General features: G+C 68.3%; 18 protein-coding genes, 1 tRNA gene and 1 pseudogene. 6 read left to right on the top strand and 14 right to left on the bottom strand.

Going from position 1 to position 25,647, the window contains the following annotated elements; all coding sequences use genetic code 11:
• Position 1 precedes the first annotated feature (1 nt).
• Positions 2 to 391, top strand: coding sequence for a type II toxin-antitoxin system HicB family antitoxin (locus tag GFD21_RS03920; RefSeq protein ID WP_163196638.1), 390 nt, complete (start codon positions 2 to 4; stop codon positions 389 to 391).
• A 644-nt stretch (positions 392 to 1,035) separates the two neighbouring features.
• On the opposite strand, the gene GFD21_RS03915 is transcribed toward GFD21_RS03920, so the two are convergent.
• The 7 genes and pseudogenes from GFD21_RS03915 to dnaB all read right to left on the bottom strand — a co-directional run bounded on the left by GFD21_RS03915 (position 1,036) and on the right by dnaB (position 8,726).
• A complete protein-coding gene (locus tag GFD21_RS03915; protein WP_163196637.1) occupies positions 1,036 to 1,998 on the bottom strand; it encodes a hypothetical protein in 963 nt (320 codons plus the stop codon).
• Positions 1,999 to 2,349: 351 nt separating this feature from the next.
• Entirely contained in the window at positions 2,350 to 4,350 is a 2,001-nt protein-coding gene (locus tag GFD21_RS03910; RefSeq protein ID WP_404801555.1) for an ABC1 kinase family protein, read from the bottom strand.
• Positions 4,351 to 4,421: 71 nt separating this feature from the next.
• Positions 4,422 to 4,712, bottom strand: coding sequence for a phasin family protein (locus tag GFD21_RS03905; protein ID WP_163196635.1), 291 nt, complete (start codon positions 4,710 to 4,712; stop codon positions 4,422 to 4,424).
• 239 nt (positions 4,713 to 4,951) lie between these two features.
• Positions 4,952 to 5,710 (bottom strand): type 1 glutamine amidotransferase, encoded by a 759-nt coding sequence (locus tag GFD21_RS03900; RefSeq protein WP_163196634.1) that lies wholly within the window; start codon positions 5,708 to 5,710, stop codon positions 4,952 to 4,954.
• 76 nt (positions 5,711 to 5,786) lie between these two features.
• Positions 5,787 to 6,362, bottom strand: coding sequence for a DUF1727 domain-containing protein (locus GFD21_RS11410; RefSeq protein ID WP_404801554.1), 576 nt, complete (start codon positions 6,360 to 6,362; stop codon positions 5,787 to 5,789).
• Positions 6,341 to 7,217: pseudogene (locus tag GFD21_RS11405) on the bottom strand (Mur ligase family protein); the annotation flags it as partial. The pseudogene GFD21_RS11405 and the gene GFD21_RS11410, both read right to left, overlap by 22 nt.
• A 3-nt stretch (positions 7,218 to 7,220) precedes the next feature.
• Positions 7,221 to 8,726, bottom strand: coding sequence for a replicative DNA helicase (gene dnaB / locus GFD21_RS03890; protein WP_225431640.1), 1,506 nt, complete (start codon positions 8,724 to 8,726; stop codon positions 7,221 to 7,223).
• 476 nt (positions 8,727 to 9,202) lie between these two features.
• On the opposite strand from dnaB, the gene GFD21_RS03885 reads away from it, so the two are divergent.
• The gene (locus tag GFD21_RS03885) at positions 9,203 to 10,639 is read left to right on the top strand and encodes an MATE family efflux transporter (RefSeq protein WP_163196632.1); all 1,437 of its coding nucleotides are present in this window, start codon (positions 9,203 to 9,205) and stop codon (positions 10,637 to 10,639) included.
• A 9-nt stretch (positions 10,640 to 10,648) separates the two neighbouring features.
• Here the strand turns inward: GFD21_RS03885 and GFD21_RS03880 are convergent, their stop codons facing one another.
• From GFD21_RS03880 to GFD21_RS03850, 7 genes are all read right to left on the bottom strand, one after another.
• Positions 10,649 to 12,517, bottom strand: coding sequence for a [protein-PII] uridylyltransferase family protein (locus GFD21_RS03880; protein WP_163196631.1), 1,869 nt, complete (start codon positions 12,515 to 12,517; stop codon positions 10,649 to 10,651).
• A 221-nt stretch (positions 12,518 to 12,738) separates the two neighbouring features.
• A complete protein-coding gene (locus GFD21_RS03875; protein ID WP_034529718.1) occupies positions 12,739 to 13,077 on the bottom strand; it encodes a P-II family nitrogen regulator in 339 nt (112 codons plus the stop codon).
• A 1-nt stretch (position 13,078) separates the two neighbouring features.
• Positions 13,079 to 14,365, bottom strand: coding sequence for an ammonium transporter (locus tag GFD21_RS03870; protein ID WP_163196630.1), 1,287 nt, complete (start codon positions 14,363 to 14,365; stop codon positions 13,079 to 13,081).
• A 406-nt stretch (positions 14,366 to 14,771) separates the two neighbouring features.
• The gene (ftsY, locus tag GFD21_RS03865; RefSeq protein ID WP_163196629.1) at positions 14,772 to 16,151 is read right to left on the bottom strand and encodes a signal recognition particle-docking protein FtsY; all 1,380 of its coding nucleotides are present in this window, start codon (positions 16,149 to 16,151) and stop codon (positions 14,772 to 14,774) included.
• A gap of 112 nt (positions 16,152 to 16,263) precedes the next feature.
• Positions 16,264 to 17,523 (bottom strand): amidohydrolase family protein, encoded by a 1,260-nt coding sequence (locus tag GFD21_RS03860; protein ID WP_163196628.1) that lies wholly within the window; start codon positions 17,521 to 17,523, stop codon positions 16,264 to 16,266.
• 98 nt (positions 17,524 to 17,621) lie between these two features.
• On the bottom strand, positions 17,622 to 19,025 hold the full coding sequence (locus GFD21_RS03855) for a type I glutamate--ammonia ligase (protein WP_163196627.1): 1,404 nt from the start codon (positions 19,023 to 19,025) through the stop codon (positions 17,622 to 17,624).
• A 133-nt stretch (positions 19,026 to 19,158) separates the two neighbouring features.
• On the bottom strand, positions 19,159 to 20,565 hold the full coding sequence (locus GFD21_RS03850; RefSeq protein WP_163196626.1) for an APC family permease: 1,407 nt from the start codon (positions 20,563 to 20,565) through the stop codon (positions 19,159 to 19,161).
• Positions 20,566 to 20,900: 335 nt separating this feature from the next.
• Between GFD21_RS03850 and GFD21_RS03845 the strand changes: the two genes are divergently transcribed.
• The 4 genes from GFD21_RS03845 (at position 20,901) to GFD21_RS03830 (ending at position 25,594) form a co-directional block, all read left to right on the top strand.
• The gene (locus GFD21_RS03845) at positions 20,901 to 21,731 is read left to right on the top strand and encodes a TetR/AcrR family transcriptional regulator (protein ID WP_163196741.1); all 831 of its coding nucleotides are present in this window, start codon (positions 20,901 to 20,903) and stop codon (positions 21,729 to 21,731) included.
• Between the two features lie 128 nt (positions 21,732 to 21,859).
• Positions 21,860 to 22,906: a glycosyltransferase family 2 protein gene (locus GFD21_RS03840; protein WP_163196740.1), complete on the top strand. Its 1,047-nt coding sequence runs from the start codon at positions 21,860 to 21,862 to the stop codon at positions 22,904 to 22,906.
• Positions 22,907 to 23,774: 868 nt separating this feature from the next.
• Positions 23,775 to 23,850 (top strand) — tRNA-Lys (locus tag GFD21_RS03835).
• A 118-nt stretch (positions 23,851 to 23,968) separates the two neighbouring features.
• Positions 23,969 to 25,594, top strand: coding sequence for a C69 family dipeptidase (locus GFD21_RS03830; protein ID WP_163196625.1), 1,626 nt, complete (start codon positions 23,969 to 23,971; stop codon positions 25,592 to 25,594).
• Positions 25,595 to 25,647 lie beyond the last annotated feature (53 nt).

The following is a 25,647-nucleotide window of genomic DNA, read 5'->3' as shown; positions in this document are numbered from 1 at the left end:
TATGAGCGATTCCTCCAAGACCACTTCCGAAATTGCTTCCGAGACCGCCGCCGGAGCCAAGCCCGTCGACATCGGCCATTACGCCTACCGCGTGCGCTGGGAGGCGGCGAAGAAACGCTTCGTCGCTTCCTGCGCCGAAATGCCGGACGTCACCTACGACAGCGCCTCCCAGCTGGACGCGTTCGTCGGCGTGAGGGACGCCGTCGAGAAAGCGGTCGCCCGGCTGCACGCCGCCGGAAAGGAGGCTCCCGAACCCCTGTCGGAACGCAGCTTCTCCGGTCGCATCCTCGTGCGCATCCCACCGGAGCTGCACCGCGCCCTGAGCATCGAGGCCGCCGAACAGCACGTGAGCCTCAACCGCCTCATCTCCAACCGCCTCGCCGGCGAGTGAACCCTACCCCGTACGTTTGTTCCGGCTTGGGAACCACACACCGGAGAAAACACACTCGGAGGATTCCTCCGCATACGTTTTCTCCGGCTCCCGGCTTGGCAACCGGGAACAACGTACTTGGAAACACCGAGTCTCATACGTTTTCTCCGGTTTCGAACCCTCAAGCCGGAGAAAACGGAATGAAGCAATCTCCTCGCATACGTTTTCTCCGGTCACCCGCTGCCAAACCGGGGCGAACGTACTCCGCCATGCCCGGCATCGCACGTTTCTTCCGGCTACCCATCATGGGACCGGAGCAAACGGACTCGACCGCACCAGTCTCCATTGCCTTCGGTCGTCAAAACGTCCAACCTTTTCGTCCCACACCTCCAACCGGAAGAAACGCACTCCGACATGCCCGGCATCGCACGTTTCTTCCGGCTACCCATCATGGAACCGGAGCAAACGTAGTTCGGCGGATTCCCCGAGTCCATTCGTTCCGGTTTCCACGCCATAGGCCGGGATGACCGTACTCAGAACATCACCCGACTTCGGTCCGCCGGGCCCGCGCAGCCTCGCAGGATGCCTCCGCCGTCTTCTCCACCTCGCGGGAGACCTCCACCGTCCCCACGCCGATATGATCATGCGACAACATCCATCCGCCCCTAGCCGTCGAATCGGGGGACTCCGGCATCCAGCAGCATCCGTACCAGCGGCCCCTGCATGAACACATCGTCATAGGTGCAGTGCAGCACCGTGGTCACGCCGAATTCCGCCAGGGCACGGTCCCTCGCCAACTGGTCGCCCACCACCTGCCCGACCGTCTTCCGTCCGGCCATGGCGGGGTCCACGTATTTGCGCATGCCGTCGTATTCCAGCACCACCGTGCGGCCATCCGACAGCCGCCACAGGAAATCCACGCGATACGTGCGGCCGGAGGACCTGAACTCCTCCTGGAATTGCGGGACGGGGAACCCGTTCTCCACGATCACCCCGTACACCAACGACTCACCGCCGTTCTCGCACTTGCCGTTGGCATACCGCAGCACCCGGTCCACGGCGGAGCAGTCCCGGCGCAGCGACCGGCACAGCCCGCGCACCTGTTCCATATCCGTCCCCTTGCGGATCGCGGCGTCAAACATCGGCAGGGACCGTAGGAACGGAACACGCGTCGCGCAGTCGACCAGCACCCATTCCGCCGGCGCGACGGGGATGCCGGCCAGCGTCACGGCGTCGACCGGCGGCATGTACGCGCGTCTGAGCGCATACCCCTCCTCGCCGCGCGCGGGGCGACCGGAGCCTCCTTCGGGATCGGCGATCGTCACCGTGCGGTCGTGGACCGCCCATGGGTGGTCGAAATCATGGGCGTCCAATGCCGTCTCGCCGGCGAACACCCAATCCGGGTGTCTGGCGTGCAACGCACGCGCCACGCACAGCGACCGCTGGCAGGCCGTCAGCCCCTTCCAGTATTCGGCCCGCGCGTACACGTTGCGGTAGGGCGACACCAGTTCGCCCCTGAGGTGCCGCCGCCTGAGCGCACGGCGCAGATGATCGTCGGCCCCGTACATGCACCGATGCTGCCGTTCGGTCCGTTCGATCAGTTCGTCCACCGCCTTGTGCCGTCTCATCCCTCCACCGTAGAGGGGAACCGTCGCCATCCGCCAATCGGGACGCCTATCGGACGGTTCCTGTGCACGACGGTGGACGACGCCGTGGATATCCAAGCCGGCCGCGGACCCCTGTGGACAGCCGGCCCGCGCCCCGCACAACCGGAGCAAGCGGACTCGAGAGACCATCAGGAGTACGTTCTCTCCGGCTGTCAACCGTCGGACCGGGGAAAACGGACTCTAGGGAATCCTCCCACGTACGTTGTCCCCGGCTCCGAGCCTGCAGACCGGAACAAACGGACTCGAGGAATTCACCAGAGTCCGTTCGCTCCGGTTCCAAACTGGGCAGCCGGAGAAAACGGCCACGGCGGCTTAGCGGCGCTTGGTCTTGCGGCCTTTGAGGTAGATGTCCACGACGATCCAGCAGCCGAGGACGAAGGCCACGATGTAGCCCATGAACCCCACGATGGGGATGCCGAAGATGATCGGCTTCATGCCGGCGTAGTACACGATCGACGAGCCGATGAACAGACCCACCACGATCATCGCCATCGTCAGGCGGTTCACCATGTCGGAGAGCATGCGGAACGGCTCCTCGGAGCCGACGAGCTCCATGTTCGTGCGCAGCTGGCCGCGGGTGAGCATCCTGGCGGCCACGTTGAGCTCGCTCGCCGCCTCGAGCAGGCTGTGCAGCGCCGCATGCCCCTCCACGCCCAGCGATTTCAGCTCGTCCTTGGCCACGTCCTTGGGGGCCTTGGAGGTGGCGATGTGCTTCGAGATAATCTCGATCATGTTCACATCGGGGATGAACTCGTCCAGCAGGCCCTCGAGCGTGACGAGCGCGCGCCCCACCGTGGTGACGGTGCTCGGCACCTCGATGCCGTGGCGTGAGGCCAGCTGCGTGAGCGAGGTGACGAACGCGGCGATGTCCAGGTCGGCGAGGTCCACGGTGCCGTATTCCTTGACGATCACGTCGAGGTCGGCGAGCAGCGAGGGGTAGTCGGCCGGGTCGGCCTCGGCGCCGGCGAAACGCAGCAGCCCGTCGGCGAGCGCCGGCGAGTCCTGTTTGGCGACGGCGAAGATCATCTCCTTCATCACGGCGCGCGTCTTGGCGTCGAGGCGGCCGGTCATGCCCAGGTCGATGAGCACGATCTGCCCGCCGCGGATGATGATGTTGCCCGGGTGCGGGTCCGCGTGGAAGAAGCCGGCGTCGAGGATCTGCGTGGCGTAGTTGTCGACGAGTTTGGTGCCGATGTCCTTGAGGTCGTATCCGGCGGCGACGAGCTGGCCGGGGTGGGACACGGAGATGCCGTCCACGTATTCCATGACGACCACGTGTTCGGTGCACAGTTCCGGGTACGGCGTGGGGCAGTCCATGTAGCGGAAGGGCTCGGAGAACCGTTTGAACGCGGCGAGGTTGCGCGCCTCGACGAGGAAGTCGGTTTCGGATTGGAACGTGTCCCACAGCTCCTCGACCACGCCCTTGAGGTCGACGATCTGGGAGGAGCCGATGACCCTGGTGGCGGCGCGGGCGATCGAGCGCATGATCGAGACGTCCTGCGCCATGGTCTCGCGCACGCCGGGGCGTTGCACCTTGACGGCCACGTCCTCGCCGGTGACGAGCGTGGCGCGGTGCACCTGCGCGAGCGAGGCGGAGCCGAGCGGCTTGGGGTCGATGTGCGAGAAGATCTCGTCGACGGACCTGCCGTATTCGTCGCTCAGCACGCCGATGACGGTGTCGTAGGGCATCGGGTCGGCGTCGGCGCGCAGTTTGGCGAGTTCGTCGCAGAAGGCGGGCGGCAGCATTTCGGAGCGCATCGACAGGATCTGGCCGACCTTGACGAAGGTGGGTCCGAGCGCCTCGCACATGAGGCGCATCTTGACGGGCGTGAGGCCCTTGAGCGCGTCGAACTGGTTGACGATGCGCACGATGTGCGCGAGGCGTTTGGCCTTGCCCCAGCGTGTGAGGTGGTAGCGGGCGGAGAAGTCGTCGCGGCGCGGGCCGAACAGGCCGATGGTCTCGGCGTAGACCGGGTAGGCGCCCATCGGGTAGGAGTCCGTGGGTCGCGGCCCGGGGTGCGACGCGGCCGCGTCCGTTCCGGCCGTTCCGCCCGCACCAACGGCCGATGCCGCGGATCCGGCGCCACCGGCCGACGGTGCGGGATCCGCAGGATTCGTCGGCGGATCCGTCTGCCGCGAGGTCGAGGCCGACGCCGGGCCCGCCGGCGTCGCGGCCGCCCCGGACGACGGCGAGCCGGCCCCATCACATACGGATGGGGCCGGCTGCCGTGCGTCGTCTTGCGTCGTCTGTGCGGGTGTCGTCACGCGAATGTCCGTTCGTTCGGGTCGTTCAGGTCGGGCGTTCGGCCCAATCGGTCAGATCGGCCCAATCGGTCAGATCGGCTCAATCGGCCCGTTCGGACCAGTCCGTCCGATCGGACCGGTCAGGCCTCGGCGGGCTTGTCCGCGTCCGAGGATTCACCGGCGTCGGCCGGTTCGACGGCGTCCGCCTTGGCGGCGCGCTTCTCGTCGTCCTTGTCGGCGTCGTTGACGAGCGATTCACCGACCTTGCGCTTGAGTTCGGTGTTGAGGCTCTTGCCCTGTTCGACGGTCAGTTCGCCCTTCTTCACGAGGTCGTCGACGATCTCGCTGCCCTTCTCGTACCCGGTGGCGAGGGCGCCGATGCCCGCCAGCACGACCTTGCGCAGGCCATCACCCAGATCGAAACCAGCCATGATAACCCCTCCTTGTGAGGTATGGCGCGGCCCTGTCGCCGCGCGCCCGTACCTCCAAGGGTACTCCCCCGTGGGCGCGCGGTTATTGTGCGACACCGGCCGCGGACGTCCGGTTCCGTAAGCCGGGCTTTCCGTTCCGGCGGGGGCGGGCGGCCGCCCTCCTCCGGTGCGTCCTCCCGTCCCGGACTCCCGTCCCGGACTCCCGTCCCGGACTCTCGTCCCGGGGAGGCCCGTCCCGTCTAGCGGGGCCGGCCCGCGGCCACGGCGCGCGCCTCGGCGGCGACCTTGTCGAGCCGCGCGAGTTCGGCCGCCTGCGCGTCGGTCTGGTCGGCGGTGCCGAATTCGCCGTAGCGGTTCTCGGCGGCGGTGCGGATGAGGAAGTCCGCGATGGCGGGGTTCTTCGGCAGCAGCGAACCGTGCATGTACGTGCCGATCACGTTGTGCACGCGCGCGCCTTCGGTGTGGTCCTCGCCGTTGTTGCCGCGGCCTTCCTGGTCGACGCGGCCGAGCGGGCGCACGCCCACGCCGGCGCGCAGGAACGTCTGGCCGGAGTGGTTCTCGTAGCCGATGACGTCGCCGAATTCGTCGGAATGCTCGACGAGGTTGCCGATCATGCGCACGTCGCGGCCGATGGTGTGCGCGGGGATCACGCCGATGCCGTCGAGGCGGGTGCCGTCCACGGTTTCGAAGTATTCGCCGAACAGCTGGTACATGCCGCAGATCATGAGCATCGGCGTGCCGCTTTCGGCGAGCGCGGCGAGGGCGTCGGCGCGGGTGAAGAAGTCGTCGATGATCTTCTTCTGGCCGGTGTCCTGGCCGCCGCCGCCGAGCACCATGTCGATGTGCTCGGGCCACGGGTCGCCCTGGTTGTAGGCGGTGACGCGCGGCTCGTAGCCGTAGAGGGCGAGGCGGCGGGTGACGGTGAGCACGTTGCCCGAGTCGCCGTAGATGTTCATGTCCTTCGGGTAGAGGGACATCACGTCGATGGTCTTGGCCATGGTCGATTCTCCTGGATTCTCTGGATGCTCCTGGATGCCGGGCGTTCGGGTCCTCACGGACCGTTCGCCGTGCGCGCTATCTGCCCACGCCGGCGTCGGCGACGTGCGCGATCCGGCCGAGCGCGGCGCGCACCCTGAGCATGGCGGTGTACGTGCAGTAGATGTGCTTGGGGGTGCCCGGGTTTGCGTGCACGAACACGTTGAGCGCGGATTCGATGTCCGTGTCCGTGGCGTCGACCGGCACCTGGTCGTAGCCGAGGCGCAGGGCCATGTCCCAGGCGCGTACGCCGGAGACCTGGCGCACACCGGTGGCGCGCAGCGAGGTGAAGTCCACGTCCCACAGCCAGCTCATGTCGCGGCCGTCCGCGTATTCGTCGTTGATGACGATCATCGTGTCCGCGCCTTCGGGCGGGAAGCTCGCCAGGGAGAGGCGGAAGCCCATCGGGTTCTTGACGAGCAGCAGTTCGACGGGGCTGCCGGCCGCGTCGATGACCTCGCCGCGGCCGAACGCGGGCGTGACGCGCGAGACGGCGCGGATGAGCGCGGGCGTGTCCGAGGCGGCGAAACGCCCGAGCCGTCCGCGGAACGCCTCGCCGCCGGCGGGGGCGGCCGCGGTGCGCGCGCGTGGCGCGTCGGCGACGACGGCGCGCACGACGGCGAGCGCGGCGGCGGCGTTGTACAGGTTGTACACGCCTTCGAGTTTCACGTCGGTCGTGTGTTCGGCGCCGTCCAGCCGGAACGTGGCCCGGTGGTCGCCGAACGCGGTGAACGTCACGTCCGCCGGCAGTTCGAGGGCCTCGTGGTCCGCGGCGGCGGTCCGGCCGGCCGCGGCGGCCCGCGGCGCCGCCCCGTCCCCGGCGCCCTCGACGCTCACGGTGGTGGCCATGTCGTCGTCGGAGGGGAACAGCGCCTTCAGCCCGTCGGACAGGCCGAAGTAGCGCACCGCGGTGCCCTTGGGCGCGAGGTCGGCGAGCGCGGCGATGCGCGGGTCCTCGCGGTTGAGCACGACGACGCCGTCGGTGGCCTCGGCCACGTGGCCGAGCAGGCGCGCGGTGTTGTCGATCTCGCCGAAGCGGTCGAGCTGGTCGCGCATCACGTTGAGCAGCAGCGCGTAGCGGGGGCGGACCTGCTTCACGAAGTGGACGGCGTACGCCTCGTCGAGTTCGAGCACGGCGATGTCGGCGTCGAGGCGGCCGGTGAGCGTGACCTGCTGCAGCAGCGCGGAGACGACGCCGCGCGTGAAGTTCGATCCGGTGGGGTTGGTGAACACCTTCAATCCCAGATCGGAGAGCATCGAGGCGACCATGCGCGTGGTCGTGGTCTTGCCGTTGGTGCCGGAGACGAGCACGACGCCGAGCGGCAGACGCCCGAGCGTGCGTGCCAGGAACGTCGGGTCGATGGTCTCGACGACCTTGCCGGGGAACGCGGACCCGCCGTGACGCAGCAGTCGCGACGCCCAGCGCACGCCCTTGCCGATGAGCGGCGTGGCGAACGAATTCCAAGCCATGATTCACACTCCCTGATTGCTGTTGTAGTCCTGCGGCATGTCCTTGAACTTCGACGTGGCGCCGAGGAACGCCAGGTGGAAGGTCTCGGTGGGGCCGTTGCGGTGCTTGGCCATGATGATGTCGGCCTCGCCGGGGCGGTCCTCCTTGTCGTAGAAGTCCGGTCGGTGCACGAGGAACACCACGTCGGCGTCCTGCTCGATCGAGCCGGATTCACGCAGGTCGGACAATTGCGGCTTCTTGTCGTTGCGCATCTCGGGGCCTCGGTTGAGCTGGGAGAGGGCCACGACGGGCACTTCGAGCTCCTTGGCGAGGAGCTTCAACGCACGCGAGAACTCGGAGACCTCCTGCTGGCGGCTTTCGACCTGTTTGCCGGAGGTCATGAGCTGCAGGTAGTCGATGACGACGAGCTTGAGGTCGTTGGTCTGCTTGAGGCGGCGGCATTTGGCGCGGATCTCCATGAGGCTCATGTTCGGGCTGTCGTCGATGAACAGGGGCGCGTCCTCGAGCTTCGACCAGAACGAGTTGAGCGTGTTCCATCGTTCCGGCGTGATCTCGTCGGCACGGCGCAGGGCGCCGAGCGGGATGTTGGTCTCGGCGGAGATGATGCGCTGGGCGAGCTCCACCTTGCTCATCTCGAGGCTGAACACGATGGTGGTCAGGTGGTGGTGGAGGGCGGCGGCGCGTGCGAAGTCGATGCCGAGCGTGGACTTGCCCATGGCGGGGCGGCCGGCGACGACGACCATCTGGCCGGGCTGCAGGCCCTGGGTGAGGTCGTCGATGTCGCGGAAGCCGGTGGGCACGCCCTTGTTGACGAGGCCCTGCTGGAGCTTGTCGATCTGGTCGAGCGCGTCGTGCACCACCGGGCCGATGGCGGAATAGTCCTGGCGCACCTTGCCCACGGACATCTCGTACACCTCGGCCTGGGCGAGGTTGACGACGTCCTCGGCCTGCGAGCCTTCGGCCGAGTAGCCGAGCTGGGCGATCTTGGTGCCGGCGGCGATCACGTTCCTGAGGATGGCGCGCTGGTGGACGATCTCCGCGTAGTAGGTGGCGTTGGCGGCGGTGGGCACGGAGGCGACGAGCGAATGCAGGTAGTCGGTGCCGCCGACCTTGTCGAGGTCGCCGCTTTTGAGCAGCTCGTTGGCCACGAGCACCGCGTCGACGGGCTGGGAGGCGGAGAACAGGTTGATGATCGCCTCGTAGATGGTCTGGTGCTTCGGCTGGTAGAAGTCGGTGACCTCGATCATCTGCGAGACCTCGCCGATGGCGTCCTTGCTCATGAGCATGCCGCCGAGCACGGCCATCTCCGCGTCGTCGTCGTGCGGGGGCACGCGGTCGAACAGCGCGTCCCTCACGGGCGTGCCGGTGGTGCCGGGCACGTAGCCCTCGCCGCGGTTCGCGCGGGGGGCGCGGGGCGCGCGGGCCGGGCCGAAGCCGTCGCCGGAGCCGCCTTCGTCGTCGTATCCGCCCTCGTCGCGCGGTTCGTCTTCCCAGGGTTCCTCAGCCATAGGGCACAGTATAGGGTCCCGTGCCGAACCCGGGAAGGCCGCGGGCGCACGGGGCCGTTCCGCCCACATATCTGTGGTCCCGACGGCTTATCCACAACTACATCTGCCGATGACGCGACTTATCCACCGAGTTATCCACAGCCACGCCCGAAAACAAGGCGACACGCCGAAACCGGATGTGGATAAGAAAAAGTTATCCACATTTTCGGGGCGTTTCGACGGGGATAATCCACTGAGTTATCCACACTATGGGGATAACTCAGTGGATAACTTGGGGATAACGTGGGGATAACTCGATCACGCATGGACGCCGACTTGCACGAACGCCAACGCCGTGGTAATCGCGTCTGAACGCACGGTGAACGGACCGGACCGGACGTCACGCTAGGGTGTTCACCCGGAAAACGGAGGCGACGGCCCGCACGGACGGGCGTCCGCCGCCGAACGGGACGAAGCAGGACATCGGGGGAAGGCTCATGCGCGACAACGGGCACACGCACGACGGCGACGGGCTCGGCACCGGGCCCGGGACGACGGAACGGATCCCGCGCGACCCGCACAGCCCGCACAACCCGCGCGACCCCCGCGCCGGCGGCGACATCCGCCGGATCATGGCGTTGGCGCTGCCCACGTTCGGCCAGCTCATCGCCGAACCGGCGTTCATCCTCATCGACACGGCCATCGTCGGGCATATCGGCGACGCGGCGCTGGCCGGCCTGTCCATCGGATCGACCATCGTCCTGACCACCGTGGGCCTGTGCGTGTTCCTCGCCTACGGCACCACCTCGCAGGTCGCGCGCCTCATCGGCGCCGGCCGGCGTCGCGAGGGGCTCGAGGCCGGCGTCGACGGCATGTGGCTCGCGCTCATCATCGGCGTGGCCGTCTCCTGCGTCCTGTTCGCCTGCGGACGGCCGCTGTGCGCGGCGCTCGGCGCCCGGGGCGACGTGCTCGTGCAGGCGCGGCATTACCTCAACGCCATCGTCTTCGGCCTGCCCGGCATGCTGCTCGTCTACGCGGCCAACGGCATCTTCCGCGGTCTGGGCCGGGTGCGCGTCACCCTCGTCGCGGCCGTCATGGGCGCCGTGGTGAACACCGCGCTGGAACTGCTGTTCGTGCTCGGGTTCGGCTGGGGCATCATCGGCTCCGGCGCCGCCACGCTCATCGCGCAATGGTTCATGGGCGTCTTCCTCACCGTGCCCGCGCTGCTGTGGGCGAAGGCCGAGGGCGCCTCGATCCGCCCGCACCTGAACGGGATCCTCGGCAGCGCCGGCGACGGCCTGCCCCTGTTCCTGCGTTCGCTCGCCCTGCGCGCCTGCCTGGTGGCCACCGTGATGCTCGCCGCACGCATGGGCGTGACCGTGCTCGCCGCCTACCAGGCGGTGAACGCGTCCTGGAACTTCGTGCTCAACATGCTCGACGCGGTCGGCATCGCCGGCCAGGCGCTCGTCGCCACCGAACTCGGCGCCGGCCGTCGCGCCGAGGCGCGCGCCATGGCCCGCACGGCCGGTGGGGCCGGAGCCGCGGCAGGCATGGTCATCGGCCTCGGATTCGCCGCGACCGGACTGGCCGCCGCGCCGCTGTTCTCGCCGAACGCGGCCGTCCAGGCGCTCATCGTGGCCGGCATGGTCACGCAAGGCCTGTTCCTGCCGCTGTGCGGATGGATGTGGGCGCTCGACGGCATCCTCATCGGCGCCGGCGACTACCGCTATCTGGCCGCCACCTGCACGCTGACCGCCGTCGTCTACATGGCGGTGCTGGCCGGCGTGGACGCGCTCGACGGCACGGCGGCGCTCGCCACGCCGATCGCGCGCATGATCGCCCTGTGGGCCGTGCTCAACGTGGTGTTCATCGGCCTGCGCGCCCTGTTCAACGGCCTGCGCGCCCACGGCGACGCATGGCTGGCGAAGGTGTGACGGACGGCGTCACAGGTGGTAGCGCGTCGCGGCGACCATCTGCTTGACCAGCGTCTCGCGCCACGTGCTCCAACCGTACTTCTTCGTGATGGCCTCCTCCGAGGTCGCGCCCAACGAGGAGCCGTCCGCGCGCGTCAGGTCGTAGAGCATGTCCAACAGCATCGGGTCGTGGCGCAAACGGTTCGCCAGGTCGGCGCCCACGTTCGGATCGTTCGGATTGCGGCCGGTCGCGAACTCGCTCAACGTGAGATGCTCGCGCACCAGCAGCGTCACCATGCGCACCGTATCCGCGTCATAACCCATGCGCTTGAGGATCACCGGCGCGTGGCGCGCGCCCTCCGCCGCATGGTCGGCCACGCCGGAACGCTTGCCGATGTCATGCAGGATGCCGGCGAGCAGCAGCGCCGTGTAGTGCGCATCGTCGTATCGCGGCGCACCGGAACCGCCCGCCGCCTCACGGTCCGCACGCGACGGGAAGCCGATCCCGCGCGTCAGTCGCGAGACGACCTCCACCGAATGCCGGTCGATCGTGTACCGGTGCGCGGCCGAGGCGGACGGACGGTTGCGGATGCCCAGCCATTCCGGCATCCACTTGCCGGGAAGATCCACGAAATCGATCTCCTCCCACACACGGATCAGCTCCGGACCGGACGCGAGCAGCCGCACGAACAGGTCGCGCGACGTCGCATCCCACCGGTTGCTGTGGATCGGGCACCGACGCAGGTTCTCCAACGTGCCCGGATTGATCGGAAGACCCCGTCGCGCCGAAGCGAGCGCCACGCGCAGCGCGAGCGAGGCGTCGCGCGACGGCTCGGCGCCCGGCGCGAGCACGATCTCATGCTCGTGGACGGCCACACCGGGCGCGACCACCTCGAACTTCGGCGCCTCACGATGCCCGCCCGCACGCTGCGACATCATCTGGAAGAACGCGAACCGTGGCTTCTCGTGCGTGAGCGAATGCTCGGCGCGCGAGGCCGTCGAATCGAGCGAGAACGCGATGCGCCGGCCGATGCGCGCCAGCAGCGTCTGCAGGTCGTCGATGGACTTCGCCTCGCGCTCGCCGCCGGCGGGCAGGGTCGGGTCGGCGAGGCCGAGCATCGCCGCGACCTTGTCCTGGTACGGGGTGAGCAGCAGGTTCGTGTCCTTGTTCGCGACCAGATGGATGCAGTCGCGCACGTCGAGCAGCCGGTCGACCGCGTCGTCGTAGGCGCCGTGCGGGCGGTCGGCGAGCCAGGAGACGGCGAGCGCGGAGACGAGCACCGAGTCGCGAAGGCCGCCGCGGGACTCCTTGATGTCGGGCTGGTTGATGTATTGGAGGCGGCCGAATTCGTCGAGACGGCTCGCGGCGGAGTCGAGCAGTTCGGGCAGGCGTTTGCGCGCGGCCTTGCGCCAGCGTTCGAGGATCGAATCGGCGGTGGCCCTGATGAGGTCCGTGTCGCCGGCGATGGGCTCCACGTCGAGCCATCCCATGGCGGCGGGCAGGTCGTGGTCGGTCACCGATTCGCACTGCTGGCGGGTGCGCACCGAATGGTCGAGGTCGAGGCCGGAATCCCACAGCGGGTACCACAGTTTGTTGGCGAGTTCGTTGAGGTGCGCGTCGTTCAGGGCGTGCGGGTCGTAGATGAGCACGAGGTCGAGGTCGGAGCTGGGGCCGATCTGCCCGCGGGCGAGCGAGCCGACGGCGGCCAGGCCGATGCCGTGGTCCGGCACGGGGAAGTCGACGGACTGCGTCGCCTCCGTCCACAGCGCGCACAGGCGGTCCTTCGCCAGCGCGGTGCGCGCCCTGCGTTTGGCCGCGCCGTCGCGGTACACGCCGTCCGCGTCCGGCCGGCTCATCTCCATGAACCGTTGTTTGAGACCATCGACCGCCGATGCCATTGCCTGCTCCTTTGATCCGTGTGTCCTGCCCGCGGCGCCCGTCGTCGCGCCCGTCGCATGCGTCCGTCACGCACGTATACATCCGTCACGCACGTATACATCCGTTACGCCCGCATACGACAAGTCCCCGCACGGCTTTGGGGGCAGCGTGCGGGGACTTGCTTGTCTATCGATGGCCCCGACCCATCCCGGCGGGCGCCGGGAGGGAGGGACGTCTGTTGTCAGATCGCGGCGGAACCGGATTCGCCGGTGCGCACGCGCGTCACCGAGTCGAGCGGGGCCACCCAGACCTTGCCGTCGCCGATGGTGCCGGTGCCGGCCGCCTTGACGATCACACCGACCAGCGTTTCGGCGTCGGCGTCGTCGGACAGGACCTCGACGCGGATCTTCGGAATCAGGTCGACGGTGTACTCGGCGCCGCGGTAGACCTCGGTGTGTCCGCGCTGGCGGCCGTAGCCGTTCGCCTCGGAGACGGTCAGACCGTGCACGCCGGCGGCCGCGAGGGCCTCCTTGACGTCGTCGAGCTTATGGGGCTGAATGATTGCGGTGATGAGCTTCATCTCACCTCACCTCCTTGAGGACGGAGCTGGCAGTACCAGCAAAATCGTAGGCACGTTCGCCCTGGTCGGCAAGGTCGATGCCGCCGACTTCCTGGGCCTCGGTGACGCGCCAGCCGATGGTCTTCTCCAGCGCGAAGGCGATGATCGCGGTGATCACGGCGGAGTAGACGATGGCGCACAGCGCGATGAGGACCTGCACGACGAGCTGCTTCCAGTCGCCGCCGGCCAGCAGGCCGGTGCCCTCGCCGAAGAAGCCGATGAGCACGGTGCCGGTGAAGCCGCCCACGCCGTGGACGCCGACCACATCGAGGGAGTCGTCGTAGCCGAACCTGAACTTCAGGCCGCAGGCGAGGCAGGTGAGCACGCCGGCGATGGCGCCGAGGACGATGGCCCACAGCGGGGAGACCACATCGGCGGCCGGGGTGATGGCGACCAGGCCGGCGACCATACCGGAGGCGGCGCCCATGGCGGTGTAGTGGCCGGAACGGATCTTCTCGGTGAAGCCCCAGGAGAGCATGGCGGCGGCGGTCGCGGCGGAGGTGGACACCCAGGCGTAGCCGGCGGTGCCGTTGGCGGCGAAGGCGGAGCCGGCGTTGAAGCCGAACCAGCCGAACCACAGCAGGAAGGCGCCGAGCATCACGAACGGCACGTTGTGCGGGCGGAACGGCTGCGTGCCGAAGCCCTTGCGCTTGCCGATGATGAGCACGATGACCAGGGCCGCGACGGCGGCGTTGATGTGGACGACGGTGCCGCCTGCGAAGTCGTGGGCGGCGGCGCCGATGGCGGTGGAGATCGCGCCGTCACCGGACAGCAGGCCGCCGTTCCAGACCATGTGGGCCATCGGGGCGTAGTCGAAGGTGACCCACAGGGCCACGAAGATCATCCACGTGCTGTACTTGACACGCTCGGCGATGGCGCCGCAGATCAGGCCCACGGTGATCATCGCGAAGGCGACCTGGAAGGCCACGTCCACGGACACCGGGTACTTGTTGGCGTTCAGGCCGGTCGACGTGAACACGCCGTCCTTGGCGACCATCGAATCCTTCAGCAGGAAGCCGGAGGCCGGATCGCCGAAGATGCCGCCGATGTCGGAACCGGCGTAGGCGATGGACCAACCCCACAGGGTCCAGATGATCATGGTGACCGACAGCGCGGCCGCCTCAAGCATGAACATGTTCAGCACGGCCTTCGCACGGACCATGCCACCGTAGAAGAACGCCACGCCCGGCGTCATGAGGAAAACCAGGGACGCGGAAGTCAAAATCCATGCGGCATTTCCGGAATCCATGTCTACCTCCCTCTCTTTCACATCTTGCGCCCCGCCATGCGGGCGGGGTTCTGGTTCTTTCGTCGTCCCCCTCGTGGGGGCTAACGGTTCGATAGTGAACGCCCGGATGGTTTTCGTTTCGTTACGGCAGGTTACGCGATTGTTAATCGCCCGGGCCGCGCACGGGCGGGCGGGCATGCGCGCACGGGCGCGGCCGCCCTGGTTCCACGCCGGTTTCGCGCCGGAAACGCGCCGGAAACGCGAAAGTCCCGAATCATGTTTCGATCATGATTCGGGACCTGTTCACGGATGCGCGGATGACCGGGGACGGTTCACGATGCGGACCCGCGGCCCGCCGGGACGGTCGCGCCCAACGCCACTTCGGCCGGCGCCGATCGGTTCGGCCGGTTTCTGTCGGTTCGGCCGGTCAGGCGAGGATGCCGTCGACGAAGCCCTCCGGGTCGAACGGGGCGAGGTCATCGGGGCCCTCGCCCAGGCCGACGAGCTTGACGGGCACGCCGAGCTCCTTCTGCACGGAGATCACGATGCCGCCCTTCGCGGAGCCGTCGAGCTTGGAGAGCACCACGCCGGTGATGCCGATCGCCTCGGCGAACACCTTCGCCTGGGTCATGCCGTTCTGGCCGGTGGTGGCGTCGAGCACGAGCAGCACCTCGTCCACGGGCAGGTTCTTCTCGGTGACGCGGCGGATCTTGCCGAGCTCGTCCATGAGGTTCGCCTTGTTTTGCAGGCGGCCGGCCGTGTCGATGATGAGCACGTCGGCGCCCATCTCCTTGGCCTTGGCGCTCGCCTCGAAGGCGACGGACGCCGGGTCGGCGCCGTCCTTGTCGGAGCGGACGACGGGCACGTCCACGCGGGCGCCCCACGTCTCGAGCTGGTCGGCGGCGGCGGCGCGGAAGGTGTCGGCCGCGCCGAGCACGACCTTCTTCCCGTCGGCGACGAAGAGGCGGGCGAGCTTGCCGGCGGTGGTGGTCTTGCCGGTGCCGTTGACGCCCACCATGATGATGACGCTCGGGCGGTTCGCACCCGGCTTGTCCGCGTTGAGGGTGCGGTCGGTGTCGCGGCCGACCTGGTCGAGCAGCTTCTCCCTGAGGGCGGCGCGCACCTCGGCCGGATCGGCCTTGCCGGTGACGCGGGCGTCGGTCCTCAGGTCGTCGACGAGCTGTTCGGAGGCTTCGGCGCCGACATCGGCAAGGAGCAGCGTGTCCTCGACGTCCTCCCAGTCGGTTTCGGAGAGGTTGTCCTTCGCGAGGATGTTGAACAGGGCCTTGCCGAACGGGTTGCTCGACTTGGCGAGCTTCGCCTTGAGTCGGGTGAGGCGCCCGCCCACGGATTCGGGCCGTTCGGGTTCCGGCTTCGGGGCGGGGGCGGGTTCCGGCTCCTGCGCGGCGGGCTCCGGCCGGGATTCCGGTTCGGGCTCGGCCACGGGTTCGGGCTCCGACTCGGGTTCGGCCGGAGTCTCCCCCGCTTCGGCCCCGGTCAGGGCCTTGGCCGGTTCCGCGACCTCGGCCGGCCCGGGCTCGCCCTCGGCCGCCGGCTCCTCGGAGACCGGCGCACCGGCCCCGGACTCCTCCGCTTGCGCGGATTCCTCGCGCGCGGCCGCGGCCTCGGCCTCGGCCTTGCGCTCCTTTTCCTCGGCCTCGCGGGACTGCTGCTCGCGCAGCGCGTCGCGCTCCGCGATCGTCTTGTCAAGATCGCGCTTGCGCGACTTGGAGAACCACACCGCCAGCGCGATCAGCACGATCGCGACGACGGCAACGCCAATCATGGCCAACGTATTGCTATCCATGCCGCCCAGTCTAGTGGCCGCCGCCGTCCGCATGCCCGGCGTCGGCGCCACGGACCGGCCACCGGTCTGTCACCGGCCGTCGGTCCGCCACCGGCCACCGGCCGTCGGCCGATCAGCCGAGCCCGTACAGCCGTTCGGCGTTGCCGTGGGCCACGGCGTCGACGACCCGCCGCGCGTACGGCACGTCCCACAGGCCGTCCGCCGCCCAGTCCGCGGCGAGCGCGCCGAACGCCTCGCGCCAGACGAGCGCGCCCAGCGCGTGCGTCTCCGCCACGCCGAATCCGTCGGAGGCGTACGTCAGCCGGTCGAACGGGCACCATTGCAGCACGCGTTCGAGCAGGGCCCGCGTGCCCGCCACGCCGGCATGCATCGAGGCCAGGCTCAGGTCCATGTACACGTTGCCGTGCGTGGCGCACATCCACGCCGCCTGCCGCTCGTACGGCGCGCAGTGCAGCAGCACCAGCGGGGCTCCGACCGTCGCGAGCGGTTCCAGCGCCGTCGGGTCGGATTCGCGTATGCGCGCCTCGCCGTCGCCGAAGCCCACGTGGAACTGGACGGGCAGCCCCCGTTCCAGCGCCTCGTTCACGATGAACGATTCCACGGTCGGATCCGCGATGCGGCCTCGCCCGGCGGCGTCCAGACCGCGCACCGCGGCGACGACCCGTTCGTCGGACGGCCGCGACCAGTCGATGGCGAATCCGGTGCGGTACGCGGCGACGCTTTTGCACCCGACCGCATCCGGTTCGGCGAGTTCGGCGTCCAACGCCGCGCGGAACCTCCCCGGGAAGGCGTCGGCCGCATCGCCAAGCTCCCGCAGCACGCGTTCGGCGACCGATTCGACGCGCACGACGCGCACCACCCGGACCGGATTCCCCGAAGCCGGCGAATCCCCCGGAGTCCCGGGCGCCATGGCGAAGCCCCCGTCGCCGTTGCTTCCCGATGCCGAGACCCGCGCGGCGAACTCCCGCGGCGATGCCATGAGGTCGGCGGCCGCACCGGTGTCGAGCACCCACGCGGACACGCCGCACCCGCGCAGCAACGCCGTTTCGAATCCGCGGAGGTCGCGTGATGCGGCGCGCGCACGCCAGTAGCGGCGCGGGCCGCCCGCGCCGCCCGCATCGGCCATGCCGAGCGCCGCGCCGAACCGGCGCGTCAGCTCGCAGCCGAGGCGTCCGGCGAGCAGCCGCCCGAGCGCGGCGTCGTCGGCGTCCGCCCCGCCGGCGTCGGCATCGCCGATCCCAGCGCCACCGTCACGACCGGCATCGCCCGGACGCGGCAGGTCGATCAGGAACATCGCCTGCGCGAACCGGCGCGCATCCGGCGCGTCGCGGTAGGGGGCGTGCGCGTGGCCGTCGACCAACGGCACGCGCATCGCGTACCCGCGCAACGTCGCGGCGCCGCGGCCACGCGAAACGTCCGCGTCCGCACCCCCGCGGGAGGGTGCGGACGCGCGCAGGGCATGATCCGCGATCACCATACGTGACGGAACAGGGTGGTGAGGTCCTCGTCGGAGGTGTCGCCGTACGTGGCCTTGACGAGGCCGCGGATGGCGACGATCGCGTCGACGATGCCGTCGCCGTACCAGCGGCGCGTGGCCTTGGACTCGCCGAACAGGCGCGTGATCTCGTCGAAGTCGTTCGGGAACGGGACGAGCCCGCGCTCCTTCTTCTCCTCCTCGGAGAACGACGCCGGGATGCCCTCGGTCGGCTTGAACAGCGGCTGGGACTGCTCGATGCCGTCGAGCGCCGCGGACAGCAGGCCCGCGAGCGCCAGGTACGGGTTGGCTGCCGCGTCGCCGGTCTTGATCTCGATGTTCGCGCCGCGCGGGTTGCCGAGCGTGGCGGCGGCATAGCGGATCGCGACCTCGCGGTTCTCGAGACCCCAGCCGATCGCCGCGCCGGACCACGTGTCCGGCTGCAGGCGCAGCAGGGAGACCGGCGAGCCGGACAGGATCGCGGTGAGTTCGGCCAGATGCGCCTGCACGCCGGCGATCGCATGGCCGCCCTCGGCGGTCAGGCCGTAGACGCCCCGGCCGCCGGAGAACAGGTGTTCGCCGTTGCCCAGGCGGGTGAGCGAGAAGTGGATGTGGCCGCCGCTGCCGGCCTGGTCCGGGAACGGCTTCGGGGAGAACACGGCGGTCAGCCCGTGGCGGGCGGCCGTGCGCTTGACGAGCAGCTTGAACAGGACGGCCTTGTCGGCGGCGGCGACCGGCGTGTCCGGCGCGACCGAGACCTCGTACTGGCGGGTGCCCCACTCGGTGTGCAGCTGTTCGAGTTCGATGCCGGCGGCATCGGCCGCGACGGTGAGGTCGGCGAAGAACGCGTCCTGTTCGATGAACGGCTGTGCGCCGTAACCGAGCCAGGGGCGCGCGAAGATGTCGGGGCGGCGGTCGTTCGCGATCTCGTTCGGCAGCAGCAGGAACTCGAATTCGAAACCGAACTGCGCGGAGTAGCCGGCCTGCTCGGCGCGGGCCTCGACGTTCGCGAGCGTGGTGCGCGGATCGTATTCGCTGGGCGTGCCGTCCTGGTTGGCGAGGTTCGTCGGCCCCCACACGATGTGCTCGTCGAGGTGGCGCAGGGCGGCGGTGTCGAGGCGCAGGCGCAGGTCGCCGGTCACATTGAACGTGTCGTTCTCCGCGAAGTTGTTGTCCGCGTTGAACACGACCCACACCTTCGGCGCGCCGAGGCCGTTCTTCGCGAACACCTCGCGGCGGCGGGCGGGGACGTTCTTGGCGCGGGTCACGCCGGCGAGATCGACGAACGTGCCCTGTACGAGTTCGGGTGAGTGCGGCGCGGGGCCGGCCGCGGACGAGCCGCCGGCGAGTTCGGTGGTGATGGTCGGGGCCGCGTTCGCGCCTGCGGTCTGGATGGTCATGTGCGGGTCCTTTCGGTGGGCGGCCGCCCGTCGGGGCGGCCGGTGGATGTGCGGTGGATGATGGGTCGGTATGTGGCGGATCCGGGATTCCGGGATTTCGGATGGGCCGGACGGGTGGGTCGGGAGTCGGCCGTCAGGCGAAGTAGGCGGCGAGATCCCCCTCCCTGCCGAGGTTCGCGCGGAACCCGTGCGTGCGCACGGCCAGGATCGCCAGGCCGAAGGCCAGCCAGATCGCGCCGATGGTCCACGACAGGGTCCCCAGGCCGGTGAAGATCCACAGGCTCACGCCCGCGCCGATGAGCGGGGAGACGACGTGCGCGAACACGGATTTCACGCCGCGGTCGTCGCCCTTGACGAACAGGTGCCAGACGACGGTGAGGTTGAGCAGGATGAAGCTGAACAGCGCGCCGAAGCTCACGACGTTGCCGATTACGTCGGTGGTGGTGGCCAGCGAGAGCACGAGCGTGATCACGGACACCACGACCGTGGCGAACAGCGGCGTGCGGAAGCGTGCGTCGAGCCTGCCGAAGGCGCGCGGCAGCAGGCCGTCGCGGCCCACCGCGTACAGCACGCGCGACACGGACGTCACGCATTCCTCGCCCGAGGCGAGCGAGAAGGAGAGCACGACGACGATGCTGGCGAACACCTGCAGCGGCTGTCCGCCGACGATGCCGAGGATGTCGAGGAAGCCGGAGTCCGGGTCGACCTTCGTGTAGTCGGGCTGGATGGAGCCGGCGAGGAAGGTGAGCACCACGAAGATCGTGCCGATGACCAGCAGCGAGGAGATGATGGCGCGCGGCACGTTGCGGCGCGGCCGTTCGGCCTCCTCGCTCAGCGTGCTGATCGCGTCGTAGCCGAGGAACGAGACGATGACCAGGCCGGTGGCGCTCAGCACGTTGGCGAAGCTGAAGTCGGACGGATTGTAGAACGCGGCCGCCGAGAAGCGCACGGTGCCGTTGCCCACGGCGACGAGCGTCGCGCCGACGAACCAGACGATGAGCACGAGCTGCAGTGCGAGGAACGCCTTGGAGAACTTGGACAGGATGTTGACGCCCAGGCTGGAGATCGTGCCGATGATGGCGACGATGAGCACCGGCCACACCCAGCCGGGCACGCCGGGCAGCAGCTGGCCCAGGAACCCGGCGCCCACCAGCGTGGTCACGGCCGGCAGCAGCAGGTAGTCGAGGATGATGCCCCAGCCGGCGATGAAGCCGAGGCCGCCGTTGCCGGTGCCCTGGCGCACGAAGTTGTAGACGGACCCCGCGTACGGGTAGAGCTTCGACAGCGAGATGTAGCTGAACGCGGTGAACAGCATCGCCACCAGGCCGATCACGTAGGCGGTGGCGACCAAGCCGTGCGCGCCGCCCACCTGCGAGCCGTAAAACGCGATCGGCGCGACCGGGATCATGAAGATCAGGCCGTAGACGGTCAGGTCGGACAGTTTGAGCGAACGCTTGAGCGTGGGCTGCGCGGCGGCGTCCCGCTGCGCCGGGGCCCCGGTGCGGGCCGAGGTCCCCGAGGCGATGGTCGTGGTGGTCATGGTTTTCCCCTCTCATTGGATGTCATCGGCTGCGCCCGTTGCGCATCCGGCGGCCCCGGCGACCGGCCCCCGCCGGTCATGTCCTGCCGTGGTTCGCGCCGGATGCGTGGCGCGTGACGTTCCGATCCCCCGATCGGAATGCTTCACATCCAACCACCGGCGCGGCGCCGACACGCGCCCGCGCCTATCGGCGCTCGTTGGACGCCGTCATAACGAACGCCGATAGACGCATGAGCGACGGACGCCGGCGCCGACTCCACCGATCGAAGCCCCCGCCGCGACGCGCGTGGCCCCGCACGGCGGCTAAGCTGAGGGGCATGGCCAATTCCTCACGCATGACGTCGTACCAGCGGCGCGAACAGCTCATACGCATCGGACGCTCGCTTTTCGCGGCGAAGGGGTTCGAATCGGTGAGCGTGGAGGAGATCGCCAGCCACGCGAAGGTGTCGAAACCCATCGTCTACGAGCATTTCGGCGGCAAGGAGGGCCTGTACGCGGTGATCGTCGACCGCGAGATGCAGGCGCTGACCTCCACGCTCACCGTGGCGCTGCAGGATCCGGACATGCACCCGCGGCAGATCGTCGAACGCACGGCGCTCGCGCTGCTCACCTACATCGAGGAGAACTCGGAGGGGTTCCAGGTGCTGTCGCGCGATTCGCCGAGTACGGACCCGTCCGGCTCGTTCAGCTCGCTGCTGGGCGACATCTCGATGCGCGTCGAGGACCTGCTTATCTCCGCGTTCAAACGGCAGAAGCTGTCCGTGAAGGGCGTGCCGTACTATGCGCAGATGCTCGTGGGCATGACCGTGTTCACCGGCCAGTACTGGGCGGACCGCCCGAAGGTGAGCAAGGAGCAGCTCGCCGCGTACATCGTGGACCTCGCCTGGCACGGCCTGAGCCGCCTCGACTCCAAGCCGAAGCTCATCTTCGAGGGCGGCAGGGCCGCGAAGACGGCCAAAACGACTAAAGCGGCCAAACCGGCCAAGGTGACCAAGGAGACCAAGGAAACCAAGACGGACGGGACGGGCGGGACCGACGTGGCCGCGGGCAGCCCGGAAATCGCGGACGCGCCGGAGGACGCCTCCGAAGCGGAGGGGACGGAACATGAACCGGATGTGCAGGATATGCGCATAAGTCCTGTCCGAGTCCCTCCGGTGCTAGGGTGAGGCGTTGAACAACCCAAACCCGATGTGACTTTCCGAGGATCGTACGACTTATGACGCAACCGGCACCGACGACGGCCCCCACGCCCACGACGGATTCCACGGCCGACCCCGCTGCGGCTTCGGCCCCCATGGCGACCGCGCACACGTTCACGGGCAAGACGCTCACCTTCGTGGTGCCGGCGTACAACATGGAGACCTATCTCGAACGCTGCGTGCTGTCGCTCACCGCCCCGCGCCGCAACGACGACATCGAGGTGCTCATCGTCGACGACGGTTCGAAGGACGGCACGCTCGAGGCGGCGAAGGCGTTCGAACGCCGCTTCCCCGGCGTGGTGCGCGCCATCCATCAGGAGAACAAGGGCCACGGCGGCGCGGTGAATACCGGCATCGCGGCGGCGCGCGGCACGTACGTGAAGGTCGTGGACGCGGACGACTGGGTCGGCCCGGAATCGCTCGAACAGGTGATGGCCACGTTGCGCGACGAGATCGCCGGCGGCGACCCGGTCGACATGCTCGTCACCAACTACGTGTACGACAAGGTCGGCAAGCGCCATAAGCACGAGGTGAACTTCCGCCACGCGATGAAGACGGACCGCCGCCTCACCTGGGACGACATGGGGCATTTCGGCCTCGCCGAGTACATCCTCATGCACGCGCTGATCTTCCGCACGTCCGTGGTGCGCGCCTCCGGCATGAAGCTGCCCGAGCACACGTTCTACGTCGATTTCATCTACGCGTACCAGCCGTTCCCGTGGGTGAAGTCGCTGCGCTACTTGGACACGCCGTTCTACCACTACTTCATCGGCCGCGACGGCCAGAGCGTGCAGACCGACGTGATGATCCGCCGCGTCGACCAGCTCATCCACGTCAACCGGTGCATGGTCGAGGCGACGCCGGAACGCGGGACCGTGCCGGACGGGCTGTACCGCTACATGATCCATTTCCTCGCGATCGAAAGCTCCGTGGCGAGCGTGTTCCTCATCCTCTCGCGCGATCCGGAGAACTACGCGAAGAAGAAGCGGCTGTGGGCCGACATCAAGGCGTATTCGCCGTCGATCTACCATGACGTGCGCCGCAAGCCGATGTCGCGGGCGCTGAACCTGCACGGTTCGGCGGGCCGATGGGTGATCCGCTGGGGCTACCGCGTGGCCGAACGCGTGGTCGGCTTCAACTGATCGGCCTGTCTGGCCGATCCGGCCAACCGATCCGGCTCGCATTGATCGACCTATGGACGCGCCACAATGACGACGGCCGACGCGATCCGACGACGGTGACGGCAACATCCCCGGCGGGTTCCCGCATGACAGGATCGGCGTCGGAACGATCCTGCGGTTTTCGCACCGTGGACCGTGATTCCCATGGTTTTCCCAGCATTTGCCCATGGCCCATTGAAGAGGCGGGGGTTTACTGGGAACCACGGTTGAAAAGCCGCGATAACTGAATCCCTTCTTCTCTCTTCTCTCTCAAGCCCGGTTCCCGCCGGGCTTTCTCTTTGTCGGGTCCCTGCTGGATCTCGTTCTCATGGACCCAGCCCACCACCGGAACGCCCCTATTTCCCCGCCGGAAAAATAACACCCCGACACGCCTACTCCCATAAGGCCAAACCCCGGTCATAAACACCACAAAAGTTCCTATAGGGCCCCTTATATCCCCTTGACAATGTCTCCCGACGGCGCGGGAACCGTGGCGACGATGCCGTACATGACTCCGAGCGGCGGTTGTTACGGAATCGGTCCCACTGCTCCGTAATATCAGTCACTGACCGACTCCCAGCGACGGTTTCTACGGAGCAAGCCGCTCATCTCCGTAATAACCGCCTCTTACGGTTGCTCATCGGCGGATGTTACGGAGCAATGGAATCATTTCCGTAACAACCGCCGCCGAGAAACCATCCATCGGACGGATACGCACGAATCCCGGTCGGTTGAACCGGCCGGCCGTCCCCATGTACGTTCGCGCGGAGCTTTTTGCCATCCGCACCCGGCCGTCGTCGTTGCGACCGCGGTTGCATTGTCCGCATGCCGCGTGTATTTTAGAAACGTTGCCCCTCTAGCTCAACGGTTAGAGCAGCGTCCTTTTAAGTCGTGGGTTGTGGGTTCGAATCCCACGGGGGGCACCACCGACAAGCCCCGAAACCAATGATCCCAACGGTTCCGGGGCTTTCACATATCCACACCGACCACACACGCCGCGTGTCCGGCCGGCCGCATGCCGCCACCCGTCCTACAGTGGACGTCATGTCTTGCACCACACTTCTCATCGGAAAAGCAGCCAGTATCGACGGGTCGACGATCATCGCGCGCGACGACGACACCGGTTCGGGCAAATACGACGCGAAACGCCTCGTCGCCGTGGCCCCGGAGGACCAGCCGCGCCACTACCGGTCGGTCATCTCCCATGTCGAGATCGATCTTCCGGACGACCCGTGCCGGTACACGATCGCGCCGAACGTGCTCCACCATCGCGGCATCCTCGCCGAGGCGGGCGTCAGCGAGCGCAACGTGGCGATGAGCGCCACGGAGACCATCGCGGTGAACGAGCGCGTGCTCGCCGCCGACCCGATGGTCGAGCTCGTCCCCGCGCACGGCGAGCCGGACGACGCCGACTACCGCCCCGAACAGCCGGGCGGCATCGGCGAGGAGGACATCATCACGCTCGTCCTGCCGTACGTGCATACGGCGCGCGAGGGCGTCGAACGCCTCGGCGCGCTGCTCGAGCAATACGGCACGTACGAGTCGAACGGCGTGATCATCTCCGACGTGGACGAGATCTGGTACGTGGAGACGATCGGCGGCCATCATTGGATCGCCCGCCGCGTGCCCGACGACTGCTACGCGACCATCCCGAACCAGCTGGGCATCGACGATTTCGACCTGAAGGACGCGTTCGGACCGCGGCGCGAGTACCTGTGCAGCGCCGACCTGCGCGAGTGGATGGCCGCGCACCGGCTCGACCGCACGATGCCGGCACACACGTCGGCGGTATCCGCGCACGGCACCGGTCTCGGCGCGGCGCACGGCGTGGTCGGTTTCGCGGCGGACGGTTCGGTGGAGGCTCCGGACCGTTTCAACCCGCGCACGGCGTTCGGCACGGCCACGCTGAAGGACCACATCTACAACACGCCACGCGCATGGTACATGCAGCGCTGCCTGAACCCGAGCGAGGACTGGGATTCGCCGTCCGCCCGCTACACGCCCACATCCGACGACATCCCGTGGTGCCGCGTGCCGGAGAACAAGGTGACGATCGAGGACGTGGACAACATCCTCTCCTCGCATTACGAGGGCACGCCGTACGACCCGTACGGCACGACCGGCACGGCAGAGTCGCGGCACCGCTACCGTCCGATCGGCATCAACCGCACCGGCCATATGGTCGCGATCCAGCTGCGCCCGTACGCGCCGGAGGCGAACCGCGCGGTGATGTGGACGTCGTTCGGTTCCGGCCCGTTCACGACCGCGGCGCCGTTCTACGCGAACGTGGACGATACGCCCGCCTACCTGCGCGACACGACGGCGATCGTCTCGACCGACAACCTGTATTGGACGAACCGTCTCATCGCGGTGATCGCGGACGCGCACTTCTACGAGACGAGCAACGCGGTCGAGGCGTACATCGAGCGCACGCGCGCGTTCGGGCACCGTCTGGTGGCCGAGACCGACGCGCGTCTCGCGAACGGTCCCGCGGCGGCGGGTGCCGGTCCGGCGTCCGACGTGCGTTCGGCGGCGCCGGCGTTGCAGGAGGCCAACGAGCGGATGGCCGCCTACCTGCGGACCGAGACGACGAAGCTGCTCCACGACGTGCTGTTCACGTCGAGCAACCTGATGCACAACGCGTTCGCGATGTCCGACCGCTGGGCGTGACCACCGGGCGTGACCACCGGGCGTGAACCCCACCCCGGCGCCGGCCCACTATA

Source organism: Bifidobacterium platyrrhinorum, from assembly GCF_010667645.1.
Classification (GTDB): Bacteria; Actinomycetota; Actinomycetes; order Actinomycetales; family Bifidobacteriaceae; genus Bifidobacterium; species Bifidobacterium platyrrhinorum.
Note: the sequence above shows the minus strand (reverse complement) of the source record. Positions and strands in the feature narration are given on the sequence as shown.